The sequence below is a fragment of the Curtobacterium sp. ODYSSEY 48 V2 genome, from assembly GCF_023712625.1.
GTDB lineage: Bacteria > Actinomycetota > Actinomycetes > Actinomycetales > Microbacteriaceae > Curtobacterium.
In genome coordinates, this window is the sequence record NZ_JAMAXX010000003.1 from 118,622 (window position 1) to 133,461 (window position 14,840).

14 protein-coding genes are annotated in these 14,840 nt (G+C 73.2%); 5 read left to right on the top strand and 9 right to left on the bottom strand.

All coding sequences use genetic code 11. The features are described 5' to 3' along the window. Window positions 1–47 precede the first annotated feature (47 nt). Window positions 48–428: a twin-arginine translocase TatA/TatE family subunit gene (locus M3666_RS05655; RefSeq protein ID WP_066652853.1), complete on the top strand. Its 381-nt coding sequence runs from the start codon at window positions 48–50 to the stop codon at window positions 426–428. An 18-nt stretch (window positions 429–446) separates the two neighbouring features. Here the strand turns inward: M3666_RS05655 and M3666_RS05660 are convergent, their stop codons facing one another. From M3666_RS05660 to M3666_RS05675, 4 genes are read right to left on the bottom strand one after another with little or no spacing between them, the layout of a single operon-like run. Continuing rightward, window positions 447–1,298: a bifunctional 2-polyprenyl-6-hydroxyphenol methylase/3-demethylubiquinol 3-O-methyltransferase UbiG gene (locus M3666_RS05660; RefSeq protein WP_251154710.1), complete on the bottom strand. Its 852-nt coding sequence runs from the start codon at window positions 1,296–1,298 to the stop codon at window positions 447–449. 43 nt (window positions 1,299–1,341) lie between these two features. Further along, window positions 1,342–2,508, bottom strand: a complete 1,167-nt coding sequence (locus M3666_RS05665) for a P-loop NTPase (protein ID WP_209683632.1) — start codon at window positions 2,506–2,508, stop codon at window positions 1,342–1,344. Continuing rightward, window positions 2,501–3,016 (bottom strand): DUF1003 domain-containing protein, encoded by a 516-nt coding sequence (locus M3666_RS05670; RefSeq protein ID WP_285841144.1) that lies wholly within the window; start codon window positions 3,014–3,016, stop codon window positions 2,501–2,503. The genes M3666_RS05665 and M3666_RS05670 overlap by 8 nt, the downstream gene beginning before the upstream one ends. Before the next feature lie 34 nt (window positions 3,017–3,050). Beyond that, window positions 3,051–4,370, bottom strand: coding sequence for a magnesium transporter MgtE N-terminal domain-containing protein (locus M3666_RS05675; RefSeq protein ID WP_066652860.1), 1,320 nt, complete (start codon window positions 4,368–4,370; stop codon window positions 3,051–3,053). Window positions 4,371–4,527: 157 nt separating this feature from the next. Between M3666_RS05675 and M3666_RS05680 the strand changes: the two genes are divergently transcribed. Further along, on the top strand, window positions 4,528–5,445 hold the full coding sequence (locus tag M3666_RS05680; protein ID WP_251154712.1) for a general stress protein: 918 nt from the start codon (window positions 4,528–4,530) through the stop codon (window positions 5,443–5,445). Window positions 5,446–5,565: 120 nt separating this feature from the next. Here the strand turns inward: M3666_RS05680 and M3666_RS05685 are convergent, their stop codons facing one another. Both M3666_RS05685 and M3666_RS05690 read right to left on the bottom strand, forming a co-directional pair. After that, complete coding sequence (locus M3666_RS05685) at window positions 5,566–6,075, bottom strand: GNAT family N-acetyltransferase (RefSeq protein ID WP_081985226.1); 510 nt, start codon at window positions 6,073–6,075, stop codon at window positions 5,566–5,568. Window positions 6,076–6,090: 15 nt separating this feature from the next. Beyond that, window positions 6,091–7,575 carry an aminopeptidase P family protein gene (locus M3666_RS05690; RefSeq protein WP_209683626.1) on the bottom strand — a complete coding sequence of 495 codons (1,485 nt, stop codon included), beginning with the start codon at window positions 7,573–7,575 and terminating at the stop codon, window positions 6,091–6,093. A 61-nt stretch (window positions 7,576–7,636) separates the two neighbouring features. Here M3666_RS05690 and M3666_RS05695 point away from each other — a divergent pair, with 61 nt between their 5' ends. After that, a complete protein-coding gene (locus tag M3666_RS05695) occupies window positions 7,637–8,518 on the top strand; it encodes a PHP domain-containing protein (protein WP_251154713.1) in 882 nt (293 codons plus the stop codon). Between the two features lie 91 nt (window positions 8,519–8,609). On the opposite strand, the gene M3666_RS05700 is transcribed toward M3666_RS05695, so the two are convergent. Next, window positions 8,610–10,106, bottom strand: coding sequence for a DEAD/DEAH box helicase (locus tag M3666_RS05700; protein ID WP_251154714.1), 1,497 nt, complete (start codon window positions 10,104–10,106; stop codon window positions 8,610–8,612). Window positions 10,107–10,210: 104 nt separating this feature from the next. On the opposite strand from M3666_RS05700, the gene M3666_RS05705 reads away from it, so the two are divergent. Then, window positions 10,211–10,927, top strand: a complete 717-nt coding sequence (locus tag M3666_RS05705; protein WP_066652872.1) for a ferritin-like fold-containing protein — start codon at window positions 10,211–10,213, stop codon at window positions 10,925–10,927. 50 nt (window positions 10,928–10,977) lie between these two features. Here M3666_RS05705 and M3666_RS05710 read toward each other — a convergent pair whose 3' ends face one another. Together M3666_RS05710 and M3666_RS05715 are read right to left on the bottom strand one after the other, a co-directional pair. Further along, on the bottom strand, window positions 10,978–11,274 hold the full coding sequence (locus M3666_RS05710) for a hypothetical protein (protein WP_066652875.1): 297 nt from the start codon (window positions 11,272–11,274) through the stop codon (window positions 10,978–10,980). A gap of 1 nt (window position 11,275) precedes the next feature. Beyond that, on the bottom strand, window positions 11,276–11,500 hold the full coding sequence (locus tag M3666_RS05715; protein ID WP_066657860.1) for a DUF3107 domain-containing protein: 225 nt from the start codon (window positions 11,498–11,500) through the stop codon (window positions 11,276–11,278). A gap of 117 nt (window positions 11,501–11,617) precedes the next feature. Between M3666_RS05715 and M3666_RS05720 the strand changes: the two genes are divergently transcribed. After that, entirely contained in the window at window positions 11,618–14,773 is a 3,156-nt protein-coding gene (locus M3666_RS05720) for a UrvD/REP family ATP-dependent DNA helicase (protein WP_251154715.1), read from the top strand. Window positions 14,774–14,840: the final 67 nt, after the last annotated feature.

The following is a 14,840-nucleotide window of genomic DNA, read 5'->3' on the forward strand; positions in this document are numbered from 1 at the left end:
GACAACTCTACGGGTGCGGCGCAGTGGGACGGGTTACGCTCGTTGCCGTGTCCATCGACTTCAACAAGATCCTGATCATCGGGATCATCGCGGTGCTGCTGCTCGGGCCGCAGCGCCTGCCGATGTACGCGCAGAAGCTCGCCGAGTTCGTCAAGGCGATCCGCCGGTTCGCGGACACCGCGAAGGACCGCATGCGCGAGGAGATGGGCCCCGAGTTCGACGACGTCGACTGGCAGAAGCTCGACCCCCGGCAGTACGACCCCCGTCGCATCATCCGCGACGCCCTGCTCGACTCCGGGGGCACCGCCGCCGGCAGCACGGCCGCGGTGGAGACCGCGCAGGTCACCGCGTCGAAGGTGCGTGCGACGGCGCCGGTGGTGCCGCTCGCCGAGGGCGAGCCGGCCCCCTTCGACACCGAGGCGACCTGACGCGGCTCCCGTCCGTTCTCAATCACGCGTCGCGACGATCGTGAACGTCGTCGGGATCCGGTCGCGGTCCGGGGCGGGCCACACCCACGAACCGTGGCCGTCCTCCTCCATGCGCGGGCTGAACCGCCACGGCAGGGAGCGCCCCTCGTCCAGTCGGCGGAGACGCAGTCCGGCGCCGAGCAGGGCGTTGACGACCTCGGACAGTGGGTGCGGCCACTCGTACGTCCGGGTGTTCGCGACGGTGCCCTCGCCGACGTAGGTGCCCGCGTCCTCCCACTGCTGGGCCGTGCCGTCGGGGAAGTACCGGTGTCGCGTCGCGAGCTCCGGCGCGTCCTCGTCCAGGGCGTACAGCGCGGGGTGTCCGTCGCGGATGAAGAACACCCCGCCCGGCCGGAGGAGCCCCGCGACCTGCGCGGCCCAGCGGTCGAGGTCCGGGAGCCAGCAGATCGTGCCGATGCTCGTGTAGACGACGTCGAAGTCGCCCGTGACGGCCGCGCGGGCGTCGAGGACGTCGGTCTCCACCCACGTGACGTCGAGGCCGAGCCGGTCGGCCAGGGCCGCTGCCGACGCGAGCGCCGGTGCCGAGAAGTCGACCCCGGTGAGGCGTGCACCCTCGCGGGCCAGCGAGACCGTGTCGGTGCCGATGTGGCACTGCAGGTGGCAGACGTCGAGCCCCGTGAGCGTGCCGCCGGGCAGCCACGGCGTGAGCGCGGGCAGGTCGTCGCGCACGACGTCCGACCGGTGTGCCGGGTCGTCGAGCGCGGCGACGTCGTACGCGCCCTCGTGGATGGGGACCCGGTCGTCCCAGTTCGCGCGGTTCGTCGCGCGGGCGGCGTCCCAGTCGACGCTGACGTGGTCGGAGCTGTCCATGCGGCCACGCTAGCGGGCGCATCGGCCCGTGCGCGACGATCGCTCAGGACAGGCTGAGCCCGAGCTTCCGTCCGGCCAGGCCCCGTCCCATCGTGGTGATGGTCTCGGCGACGGACCGCAGGGCGACCGCGGCGGGGTCCTCCGGGGCGCCGAGCACGACCGGGACGCCGCCGTCGCCGCCCTCCCGGAGCGGGACCGACAGGGGGACGCGGCCGAGGACCGGCACGGGGATGTCCTGCCCCCGGGAGAGCCGAGCGGCGGTCTCGTCGCCGCCGCCCTCGCCGAACAGGTGCAGGACGCTGCCGTCGGGCTGCACGAGCCCGGCCATGTTCTCGACCACACCGATGACCTTCTGCCCGGTCTGCCGTGCGACGACCCCGCTCCGCTCGGCGACGTCGGCGGCCGCGGCCTGGGGCGTCGTGACGACGAGCACCTCGGCGTGGGGGAGCAGCTGCCCGACCGAGATCGCCACGTCGCCGGTGCCGGGCGGCAGGTCGAGCAGGAGCACGTCGAGGTCGCCGAACCACACGTCGGTCAGGAACTGCGAGACCGTGCGGTGCAGCATCGGTCCACGCCAGGACACCGCGGTCGAGACGTCGTCGACGAACATGCCGATCGAGACGACCTTCACCTCGTGGGCGACCGGCGGCAGGATCATGCTGTCCACACGGGTCGGTCGTGGTGCGACGCCGTGCTCGTCGGTCAACCCCATCAGGCCGGGCACGCTGAAGCCGTGCACGTCGACGTCGACGATGCCGACCCGCTGACCGGCCGCTGCGAGCGCGACGGCCAGGTTGACGGTGACCGTCGACTTCCCGACCCCGCCCTTGCCGCTCGTGACGGCGATCACGCGGGTCAGGGAGTCCGGGGTGAACTGCACGCCGCGCGGCCGGCCGGCACGGAGGCGTTCGGTGAGGGCGGCGCGGGTCGCCGGGCTCATGACGTCGACGTCGACCTCGACGTGGTGCACGCCGTCCACGGAACCGGCGGCCGATCGCACGTCGCGCTCGATGGTGTCGGCGGCGGGGCACCCGACGATCGTGAGCTGCAGGTCGACCCGCACCGAGCCTCCCGGCCGGACGTCGACCCCGCGGATCATGTCGAGCTCCGTGACGGGGCGGCGGATCTCGGGGTCGATCACGCGACCGAGCGCAGCGAGGACCGCGGCGCCGAGCTGCTCGTCGGGCGTCGCTGCGGTGCCGTCAGCCACGCGTGCTCGCCGCTCCCTCACCGTCGTCGACGGAGTCGGCGCGCAGCGCTGCCTCCTCGGCGTCCCGCCGGTCGAGCTCCTCGAGCAGTGACCGGATCTCGGCGCGGATGAAGTCCTTCGACGCCATCTCCCGCATCGCCAGACGGAGGGCGACGACCTCGCGGGCCAGGTACTCGGTGTCGGCGAGGTTGCGCTCGGCGCGCTGGCGGTCCTGCTCGAACTGCACGCGGTCGCGGTCGTCCTGCCGGTTCTGCGCGAGCAGGATGAGCGGTGCCGCGTACGAGGCCTGCAGTGAGAGCACCAGGGTGAGCGCGGTGAAGCCGATCGCAGCCGAGTCGAACTGCAGCGGCTTCGGCGCCAGGGTGTTGTAGCCCATCCACAGGGCACAGAAGAGCGTCAGACCGACCAGGAACCAGGGCGTCCCCATGCCGCGGGCGATGCCCTCGGTCGCACGACCGAAGGTGTCGCCACGACCACGGCGGCGGGTCGGGAGCACGCGTGTGCGCATGCCCTTCGGCGAGTCGAGTCGCTCCTGGCGGTTGTCATCCGTTCGGGCCACGGGTGGTCCTCCTCCCCGTCGTCACGGGCGTCTTGCGCTGGCGTTGGCGGAGTCGCGAGGGGGCATCCCCCTCGCCGTGACTTCGCCAGTCGTCCGGCAGGACGTGGTCGAGGACATCGTCGATCGTCACCACCCCGACCAGACGGTGGGCGTCGTCGACCACGGGGACGGACACGAGGTTGTAGGTCGCCATCACGCGCGTGACCTCGGCCGCGCTCGCGTCGACGCGGACCGGCTCGGTCTGCTGGTCGATGAGCGTGCCGAGGCGCTCGTTCGGCGGGTACCGGAGCATGCGCTGGAAGTGCACGAGCCCGAGGAACCGACCGGTCGGCGGTTCGTAGGGCGGCAGCACCACGCACACGCTCGCGCCGAGCGCCGGGGCGAGCTCGTGCCGGCGGATGAGCGCCAGCCCCTCGGCCACGGTCGCGTCCGCGGAGACGATGACGGGTTCGGTGGTCATGAGACCACCCGCGGTGTCCGGCTCGTACTCGAGGAGCATGCGGACGTCCTGCGCCTCCTCCGGCTCCATGAGCTGCAGCAGCGCCTCGCTCCGGTCGTCGGGGAACTGCGCGAGCACGTCTGCGGCGTCGTCGGGCTGCATCTGGTCGAGGACGTCGGCTGCGCGGGCGTCCTCGAGCCGGGTCAGGATCTCGATGCGCTCCTGGTCGGGCATCTCCTCGAGCACGTCGGCGAGCCGGTCGTCGGGGAGCTCCTCGGCGACCTCGAACCGGCGCTCCTCGGGCAGGTCGAGGAGCGTCGACGCCAGGTCGGCCGGGACCAGGTCGGAGTAGGCGGCGATCACGTGCTCGGCGGACTGGGCCTCGCCGGGGAGCTCGTCCTCGGTGACCTCGTTCCACGTGGCGAACGTCGTCGGGCCCTTGCCGAACGGCGACGGCGTCGTCTTCGGCTTGCGGAGGAAGAGCTGCGACACCTCCCAGTCGCCCTGTCCGCGGTCCTCGATCGCGACGTCCTCGATCGTGGCGCGGATGCGGTCGCGCGTCAGCAGGACCTTGCGGCCGAGCATCTCCGCGATGACGCGCACCTCACCCCCGCGCTGCTCGAAGCGACGCATGTTGACGATGCCGGTGGTGATGACCTGACCGGCGCCGATCGACGTGACGCGGCCGATGCTGAGGAAGATGCGGCGCTTGCCGGGCACCTCGACGATGAGCCCGACGACGTGCGGGGCGTCGACGCGGCGGTACACGACCAGGACGTCCCGGACGCGACCGACGCGGTCGCCCGCGGGGTCGAAGACGGAGCACCCGGCGAGGCGGGCGACGAAGACCTTCGTGGCGCTCACCCGTCCAGCGTAGTCGCTGCCGCGCGGGCCGGGGACGAGCGCACCCTGCGCACACCGAGGGGACGCGCGGCTCGGTGCACCAGCCGCTGCGCCCCTGCCCCGGAGGTTCCCGGGAGGCGCACGTGTGATCGCAAGGTGCCCGGTGGATGATGGCTGGGTGAGCAACCAGAGCCCGTTCGCCGGACGCACCGCCCAGGCCTTCCCGACGCTGCCGCGTGGGGACGTCCTCGGCACCTACGACAGCTACCCCGATGCCCAGCGCGTCGTCGCGAAGCTCGCCGAGGCGGACTTCCCCGTCGCCAAGATCTCGATCGTCGGCAACGACCTGAAGACCGTCGAGCGCGTCACCGGGAAGATGACATACGGCCGTGCGGCCATCGCGGGCGCGCTCTCCGGTCTCTGGCTCGGCATCTTCTTCGGCATCGTCCTGACGCTGTTCTCACCGACGGCGGGCGGGCTGATCATCGCCGCGGCGATCATCGGTGCCGCGTTCGGCATGCTGTACGGCATCGTCTCGTTCGCGATCACGAAGCGGCAGCGGGACTTCACGAGCGTGCACCAGGTGCTCGCCACGAACTACCAGATCGTCGTCGACCCGCAGCTCACCGGCCAGGCGCAGCGGATCCTCGGCCAGCACGGCGCGACGCCGTCGACGCACTGGAACGACGCTCCGCAGCCTGGCGCGCCGGGTTCGCAGGCCCGTCCGTCCCAGGGCCAGGAGCCGTGGCGTCCGGGCCCCCAGCAGGGCTCGCCCTACGGTGGGCACGCGACGCCGCACCAGCCGCAGCAGCACCGGCCTGGAGGCCCGCAGCAGTCCGGCCCGTCGGCCGCCGGTCCGCGGTACGGGACCGACGACGGCCCGCGGTACGGGACGAACGACGGCCCCCGGTACGGCGAGACCCCGCAGACGGCGCAGCAGCCGGCGCCGACGTCGGACCCGCGTGTCCCGCAGTCACGACCGGGCCAGCCCCCGCAGTACGGGGAGCGCGTCGACGGAGCCGACGAGCGCTCCGCCGGTGCGGACCAGCGACCCGGCTCGGCACCCGACGACCGCCGCGACGGCGAGCGCGGCTGACGGAGGGACCGAACCGAACCGGAGGACGCCCGCGTCGACGATCGTCGACGCGGGCGTCCTCCGTTGCGGCGCGTGACCGGTCAGGGCTCCGGTCACGGGTCGCCGGTCAGGGCTCGGTGGTCAGAGCACCTTCGAGTAGCACATCGACCGCGCCGCTCCGACGTAGGGCCCGAACTGCGCGATGCGGCGGAAGCCCTCGCGCTCGTAGAACCCGATCGCGCGCTTCTGCTCGTCGCCGGTCTCGAGCACGAGCGCCGGGGAACCCAGGTCGATCGCGGCCTCCTCGAGGCGACGGAGGATCGCGCTCGACACCCCGGCCCCGCGGGACTCCGGCCGCACGTACATCCGCTTCACCTCGGCGATGCCGTCCTGCACCAGGCGCAGGCCACCGCAGCCGAGGGGCGTGCCGTCCTCGTCGCGGGCCAGGAAGAAGACCGCGATCGAGTCGGCCGTCGGCTTCTCGCCCGGTTCGGTGTCCCCGCCGTAGGCCCGGTCGATCTCGAGACGCTGGGCGGCGCGGAGCCGCTGTGCGTCGGGCGAGTCGAAGTGCTCGACGTCGATCACCAGCCCGCGCGGCGCGATCGGGCCGTCGGTCGGGGCGGACGTCGTGCTGGGGGAGGCGTCGGGCATCGTCACCCGCTCAGGCTAGCGGCCGGTGCGGGCGATCCACCCCTCCACTTCCGAGGGGGTCCGGGGGATGCCGACCGACAGGTTCTCGGCGCCGTCCTCGGTCACCAGGACGTCGTCCTCGATCCGGACGCCGATGCCGCGGAACTCCTCGGGCACGGTCAGGTCGTCCTGCTGGAAGTACAGGCCGGGCTCGATCGTGAACACCATGCCCGCTTGCACGACGCCGTCGATGTACATCTCGCGACGGGCCTTCGCGCAGTCGTGGACGTCGAGCCCGAGGTGGTGGCTCGTCCCGTGCACCATGTAGCGGCGGTGGAACTGGTTGTCCGGCTGCAGCGACTCCTCGGCCGTACCGGGCAGGAAGCCCCACTCGGCGGTCTTCTTCGCGATGACCTCCATCGCGGTGGCGTGCACCTCGCGGAAGGTGATGCCCGGCTTCACGATCGCGAACGCGGCGTCGGCGGCTTCGAGTACGGCCTCGTAGACCATGCGCTGCACGTCGGTGAAGGTGCCCGACACGGGGAGCGTCCGGGTGATGTCGGCGGTGTAGAACGAGTCGACCTCGACGCCGGCGTCGATCAGGATCAGGTCGCCCGGCTGCACCGCGCCGTCGTTGCGGGTCCAGTGCAGGATGCACGCGTGGTGGCCGGACGCGGCGATCGTGTCGTAGCCGACCGTGTTGCCGTCGGCCCGTGCGCGACGGTTGAACGTGCCCTCGACGATGCGCTCGCCGCGAGGGTGCGCGAGCACGGCGTCGAAGTCGGCGATGACGTCGTCGAAGCCCGACCCCGTGGCCTCGACGGCCTTCCGGAGCTCGCGCACCTCGTACGCGTCCTTGACCAGCCGGAGCTCGGACAGGTCACGGGAGAGCACGTCCTCGGTCGCCGGGGCCCCGTCCACGGCGTCCGCACCGCCGACCGTCGTGCCGAGTCGGGTGTCGAGAGCGCGCGTCAGCTCGGCGTCGGCATCGCGGACGAGCAGGACGGATGCGTCGAGGCCGTCGGCCACCCCGGCGAAGGCGCCGAGGTCGGCCGTCGCGAGACCCAGGTCGGCGGCGACCTCGTCGAGCGAGGGGCGGGGCCCGACCCAGAACTCACCGATCTCGGGGTTCGCGTAGAACTCCTCGGAGTCACGGCCGGCCGTGGCGCGGAAGTACAGCGTGGCGTCGTGACCGGACCCGTTCGGGGTCATCACCAGGACGGAGCCGACGACGGTGTCGGTGCCCCAGCCGGTCAGGTGCGCGAAGGTCGAGTGCGGACGGAACGGGTAGTCGCAGTCGTTCGACCGCACCTTCGCCTGACCCGCGGGGACGACGATCGTGCGTCCGGGGTGCAGCTCCGAGATGCGAGCACGTCGTTCCGCCGCGAAGGGCGACTGCTCGCGCGGCTCGGGGGTGGGGCGCTCCCGGTCCGCCCACTGCGACGCGATGTGGTCCTTGAAGGTCGAGGACCCGGGGGTGGTGGATCGGTTGCTCGTCGCGCGAGGAGTGGTGTCGGCCATGTCACCCATCATCGCACCGAGCTGACCCTCCGGCCTGAGCGGCTGTTCACCTGTCGGTAGCATGGTCGACGTGCCCGATCCGTTCATCGACCTGCACGCCCACTCGAGCGTGTCCGACGGCACCGAGCGGCCGGCGGAGCTCGTCACTGCCGCCGCCGCTGCCGGCCTCGACGGCGTCGCCCTGACGGACCACGACACGACGGCCGGCTGGGACGAGGCGACCGCCGCCGTCCGCGGCCGCCCGATGTCGCTGCTCCCCGGCCTCGAGCTGAGCACCCGCGTCGGCCACCGGAGCGTGCACGTGCTCGGCTACCTGGTCGACCCGACCGACGAGGCCCTGGTCGCGGAGACCGCCCGGATCCGCGACGGCCGGTTCGCGCGGGCACGACGCATGGTCGAGCGCATCGGTCGCGACCACCCGATCACGTGGGACGACGTCCTCGCGCAGGCGCGCGACGGCGCCACCATCGGTCGCCCGCACATCGCCGACGCCCTGGTCGCCCGGGGGCTCGAGCCGGATCGCAGCGCGGCGTTCCGCGGGATCCTGCACCCGGCCTCCGGCTACTACGAACCGCACGAGGCGCCGACGCCCCTGCGCGGCGTCGAGCTCATCCGCGGAGCCGGTGGCGTGCCGGTGATCGCGCACCCGGCGGCGTCCTCGCGCGGGATCGTGATCGACGAGCCCATGCTGCGTGACCTCGTCGACGCCGGCCTCGGCGGGCTCGAGGTCGACCACCGCGAGAACCTCGCTCACGGCAAGCGGACGCTGCTCGACTGGGCCGGTCGCTACGACCTGTTCGTCACCGGCTCGAGCGACTACCACGGCACCGGCAAGCCGAACCGGTTCGGCGAGCACCGGACCGCGCGGCACTCCTTCGACGCCATCGTCGACCAGGCCACCGGCAGCGACCCGGTGCACGGAGCGGGCTCCCGCCTGGCCTGACGTCCGCCCCTGTCGGGGTCCCCGGCGGGCAGGCCCGCGGACGTGACGAAGGCCCCGTCAGGTGAGTGACGGGGCCTTCGGACGGGAGGCGCTACTCGCCCTCGCCGGTGCCCTGCGGTGCCGAGGTGGTCGCCTCGGCGGAACCGCTGCGGCGACGACGACGGCGACGGCGCTTCGCGGCCCCGTCGGTGGTCGAGCCCTCGCCGGCGGGCTGCGCGGCGTCAGGACCCGTGGAGTCGGCGGCCGGAGCCGACGTGACGGCGTCGGACGAGCCTCCCGACCGGGTACGCGAGCGCGGACGCGAGCCGCCCTGGCGATCACCGCTGCGCTCGGAGCCGCGACGGTCACCGGTCCGCTGCGCGCCACGGCCGGCGGAGGAACCTGCCTCGGCCGCGTGCGAGGGCGCACCGGGCAGGCGGCCCTTCGTCCCGGCGGGGATGTCGAGGTCGGCGAACAGGTGCGGCGACGACGAGTAGGTCTCGACGGGCTCGGGGATGCCGAACTCGAGGGCCTTGTCGATGAGCGTCCACTTGTGGAGGTCGTCCCAGTCCACGAAGGTGACCGCGATGCCCGTCTTGCCGGCACGACCGGTGCGGCCGGCGCGGTGCAGGTAGGTGTCCGGGTCGTCCGGGATCGTGTGGTTGATGACGTGCGTGACGTCGTCCACGTCGATGCCGCGCGCCGCGACGTCGGTCGCGATCAGCACGTCGCGCTTGCCGGCCTTGAACGCCGCCATCGCGCGCTCGCGCTGCTCCTGGTTGAGGTCGCCGTGGACGGCGGCGGCGTTGAAGCCACGGTCCTTCAGCTCCTCGACGAGCTTCGCGGCGGCGCGCTTCGTGCGCGTGAAGATCACGGTCTTGCCGCGGCCCTCGGCCTGCAGGATGCGGGCGATGACCTCGTCCTTGTCGAGCGAGTGTGCGCGGTAGATGACGTGCTTGATGTTCGCCTGCGTCAGGCCCTCGTCGGGGTCCGTCGCGCGGATGTGCACCGGGCGCGTCATGAACCGTCGGGCCAGCGCCACGATCGGAGCCGGCATCGTCGCCGAGAAGAGCATGGTGTGGCGCACCGCGGGGACGGCCTGGAAGATGCGCTCGATGTCCGACAGGAAGCCGAGGTCGAGCATGCGGTCTGCTTCGTCGAGCACGACCTCCTGCACCTTCGACAGGTCGAGCAGGCGCTGGCGCTGCAGGTCGATGAGGCGACCGGGCGTGCCGACGACGATCTGCGCGCCGGCCTTGAGCTGCTCGATCTGGCCCTCGTACGCCTTGCCGCCGTAGATCGACACGATCGTGGTCGACCGGTTCGAGGTGGCGAGCTCGAGGTCCTCGGTCACCTGGACCGCGAGCTCGCGGGTCGGGACGACGACGAGCGCCTTCACGCCGTGCTCCGGGTCGGCGCCGAGACGCTGGATCAGCGGCAGGCCGAAGCCGAAGGTCTTGCCGGTACCCGTCTTGGCCTGGCCGATGATGTCCTGGCCGGTGAGGGCGAGCGGGATCGTCTGCTGCTGGATCGGGAAGGGCTCGGCGATGCCCTTCGTCGCGAGCGCGTCGACGATGTCCTGCTCGATGTTGAGGTCTGCGAAAGTCAAAGAATCACCTTAGTCCTGGTGGAAGTCCAGGCCAGTCTACCGACGGCGGGCGAGGACAGCGCCCGCCGGGCGGGAGTGGTGCCCGCGGCCCGTATGCTTGGGGCGTGGTGTCGTGGTGGAACCGGAAGCGCGCTGCGCAGCTCGCCGCCGCGTGGCTGGCGTCGCGGAACCCGCGGAACGCCAAGCCCGTGGAGCGCCTGCAGCTGGACGACGTGAGTCCCGAGCTCGACGTGTACCTGGGGCAGGCGGCCTACCTGCAGCTGTCGCTCTACGAGACGATGGGTCGAGCCGGTGCCGCGGCGCCGACGATGTCCGGGCGACTCGTCACGGGCGTGCTCGCGACGACCGCGCTCGAGCGGCACCGGACGATCGTCGCCGAGATCGAACGAGGCGGGTGGGCGCCGGCGGAGCTCATGGAGCCCCACCGCGAGGCGATCGACCGCTTCCTGCTGCGCACGAGCGGCGCTGACTGGTACGAGTCGATGCTCACGGGCTACGTGACGGCAGGGATCCTCAACGACCTCTTCGGCAGCCTGCTCCGGTCGCTGCCGCTCGACGTCCGACAGCGGTTGCGGACGGTGTTCGACGCGCGCGAGGAACCGGCGGTCGTCGAGGAGCTGGCAGCGCACATCGAGCAGGACCCGCGCGTCGGGTCGCGCCTGGCGATGTGGGGCCGGCGGCTCGTGGGGGACACGCTGCTCGTGGCACGGTCGGCGCTGGCGGTCCACGCCCGTGAGGACCAGGAGAAGCTCGAGCCGGTGTGGACGGAGCTCATCGCTGCGCACACACGGCGGATGGACGCACTCGGCCTGACCGCCTGAGGCGCGGGCCGCGTCGACGGCCCGGGGCGCGCTCGCTCGGGCCTGCTCGGTCAGACGCGCTCGGTGCGTGCGCGCTCGAAGGCGTGCTCGTCTGCGGCCGTGCGACGACGACCCAGGACCCACTCGGTCACGACGGCGACGACCCCGGCACCCACCAGGGCCACGACCCAGATCCATCCGCCGTCGTACGGCCAACCGGCCCAGGTCAGGGCCTCCCACACGACGGCCGCAACGACGCCGCCGACGACGGGTCCGAGCAGTGCGCCGCGCGTCGAGCGCCACGGAACCACGACGTGCGCGACGGCCCCCGCGATGAGGCCGCCGAGCACGGCGAAGAGCAGCTCCACGTCAGGCGACGAAGCCGATGCGGCGGGACTCCTCTGCGCCGACCTCGACGTAGGCGAGCGAGGCGACGGGCACGATGAACCGGCGGCCCTTCTCGTCCTTGAGGGAGAGGTGGGTCGACTGCGACTCGAGGGCCGCTGCCACGGCCTGCTCGATCTCCTCGGCGCTCTGGGCGGTCTCGAAGGCGATCTCGCGCGGGCTGTTGATGATGCCGATCTTGATGTCCACGAGCACAGCGTATCCGAGCGGTACCCCGTCGGCCCGGGCGTTCGCCGGGGGCGCACCGCCAGCGGCGGTCCCGGTGCGTCGAGCGTTGCTGTCGGCCGTCCTCGGTACCGTGTCCGCGTGCCCAGGACCACGCTGACGACCCTCCCCGAGGACGTCGGGGTCGTCCGCCCGCTCGTCGCCGACCCCGCGCAGGACGCCGTGCTCGCGCTGCCGGAGGGCCGGCACGCCGCCGTGCTCGGCGCGCCGGGCACCGGCAAGACCACCACGCTCGCGCGGCTCGTCGCCGACCGGCTCTCCCGTCCGGACGCGGTCTCGCCGGACGGTCACGCCACGGTGCTCGCGCTGACCTCGGCCCGCACCGCAGCCACGGCGCTCCGCGATCGCCTGGCGGCCGCGGTCGACCGGGCGGTCCCCGGCGCGCTCGCCCGGACGGTCAACTCCCTGGCCTTCCAGGTCGTCGCGCACGCCGCCGCGCTGCAGGGGCAGGAGCCGCCGACGCTGCTCACGGGTGGCGAGCAGGACCGCATCATCGCCGACCTGCTCGCGGGGCACGAGACCGACGGGGTCGGACCGGAGTGGCCGGCGCCGATCACCGCCGTCGTGCGGGAACGGGCCGGCTTCCGCACGGCACTCCGCGACGTGATGATGCGCGCCGTGGCCGCCGGGGTGGAGCCCGAGGACATGCGGGAGCTCGCCGACGAGCGCGGTCGCCCCGAGTGGCGCGCCGTCGGTGACTTCGTGGACGAGTACCGCGCAGCGGTGACGGCCTTCCGTGGCAGCAGTCTCGACGCCGCGGAGCTCGTGGCCTTCGCGACCGCCGCGGTGCTGCGACACGAGGTCCCGGCGAGTGTCGCCGCGCTGCGCCTGGTCGTCGTGGACGACACGCAGGAACTCGTCGAGGGCGAGGTCGCCCTGCTCGGGGCGCTCGCCCGCTCCGGGGTGCAGGTCGTGGCCTTCGGGGACCCGGACATCGCGGCCTCGGCGTTCCGCGGTGCGGAGCCGGACGTGCTCGGACGCCTGGCCACCCGGCTCGGTGTGGCGCGCGTCGACGAGGTCGTGCTCGGCACGGTGCACCGGCACGCGGTACCGGTCCGGGAGCTCGTCGGCGCGGTGACGGCGCGCATCGGGGCCGCCGCGGCCGGACGCCAGCGCACCGCCGTCGCGTCGACGACCGGTGCCCGGAGCGACGCCGTGCTGCACCTCGAGGCCGGCAGCCGTTCGGCGCTCGTCGTCGCCGTCGCCCGGCGCCTCCGTGAACACCGGCTGCTGGACGGCGTGCCGTGGCACCGGATGGCCGTCGTCACCCGCAGCGGAGCGGCCATCCCGGAGCTCGTGCGTGCCCTGTCCGTCGCCGAGGTGCCCGCGACGGCCGGCGCCGCCCCGGTGCGCCCGCGTGACGACAGCGCTGCCCGGGCGCTGCTCGACGCCGCCGCGGTCGCGCTCGGGGTGCTCCCGCTCGGTGCCGACCTGGCGACGTCGTTCGCGACCGGACCCCTCGGGGGCCTGGACACCCTGGCTATGCGACGTCTCCGGCTCGCCCTGCGTCGCGAGGAACTCGCGGGCGGCGGGACCCGTACCGCCGACGAGCTGCTCGTCGAGGCGCTCGGTGCCCCCGAACGGCTCGCCACCGTCGACGCCGGCTTCGCCAGACGCGCGACCCGACTCGCCCGCAGCCTCGTGCAGGCGCGGGCGGACGCCGCCGCGGACGCCAGCATCGAGGAGATCCTGTGGGGACTGTGGGAGCGCAGCGGCCTCGCGACGGCCTGGGGCGGGCAGTCCGCGGCAGGAGGTGTCGGGGCCGCCGAGGCCGACCGGCACCTCGACGCCGTCGTCGGGCTCTTCACCGCGGCGAAGCGCTTCGTCGAGCGCACCCCGGACGCGCCCGCGCGGGTGTTCGTCGACGACCTGCTCGGCGCCGACCTGCCCGAGGACTCCATCGGCCCCGACCGCACGGCCGGACGCGTGCGCGTGCTCACCCCCTCGGCCACGATCGGGCTCGAGTGCGACGTGGTCGTCGTGCTCGGGCTCCAGGACGGTGTCTGGCCGAACACCCGGGTGCGGGGGAGCCTGCTCGACCCGGACGGGCTGGTCCGCGCAGCCGCCGGCATCGACGACCAGACCGTCGACGACCGGGCAGCCGTCATCGCGGACGAGCTCCGGTTGTTCGCCCGCGCCGTCTCCCGCGCCACCACCCAGGTCGTCATCGGCACGGTCGCCAACGACGACGAGGCACCGTCGCCCTTCGTCCGGCTCGTCCCGGTGCCGCCGGACCGGCAACCGACCGTGCACCCGCTGTCGCTCCGGGGCATGGCGGGTTCGCTGCGGCGCCGCGTCGTCGCCTCGGGCGACCACGAGGCCGCATCCGCCCTCGCACGGCTCGCCGAGGCCGGGGTCGCCGGTGCGTCACCGGACGAGTGGTACGGGACGGCCGAGCCGACGACGGAGGACCCGCTGGTCGACCTGGACGCCCCGCCGGCGCCCGAGCACGAGGACGGTGAGCCGGTCGCCCCGACGGTCGCGGTGTCGCCCTCGCGCATCGGCACCTTCGAGGAGTGCCCGGTGCACTGGTTCGTGCAGACCTTCGGTGGCAGCGCGCCGAGCCCGGCGATGGGCATCGGGACGATCGTCCACGAGGCGATGGAGCAGGCCACCGCGGTCGACGTCGAGTCGCTGTGGGACCACGTGGAGGGGCGCTGGGACGAGCTGACCTTCGAGTCGCCGTGGGTCGCCGACCGCGAACGCGCGCGGACCCGGCGGATGATCGAGGGGCTCAGCGACTACCTGCGCACGTTCGCGAGCGCCGGTCGACGGCTGCTCGGCGCGGAGACGTCGTTCGCACTCGTGACCGGGCCGGCGCGGATGCGCGGCAGCATCGACCGCATCGAGGTCGACCCCGACGGGCGGGTCAGCGTCGTCGACCTGAAGACCGGCCGCTCCATGCCGAGCGAGAAGAACGACATGCCGGAGCACCCCCAGCTCGGCGCGTACCAGCTCGCGGTCGAGGACGGCGCGGTCGAGGGGGTCCCGGCGGGCGCGCCGATGGCCGACGCCCGACTCGTCTTCGTGCAGAACCCCCGCTCGGGACAGGCGTACTCGGAGCGCACGCAGCACGCCTTCGACGACGAGGCGCGCGAGGCCTACCGGGAACGGTTGCACGCCGTCGCGCGGGGGATGGCCGGCCGGACCTTCCTGGCGAACGTCGACGACCACTGCGACCGGGCGCGGACCGGCGTCGAGTGCCGCATCCACGTGGTGGGGGAGGTGACCTGGTGACGACCGGTACCGACACGCAGCCCGGGGCCGACGCAGGTGTCGACACCGCCGCACCCCCGGCGGCCCA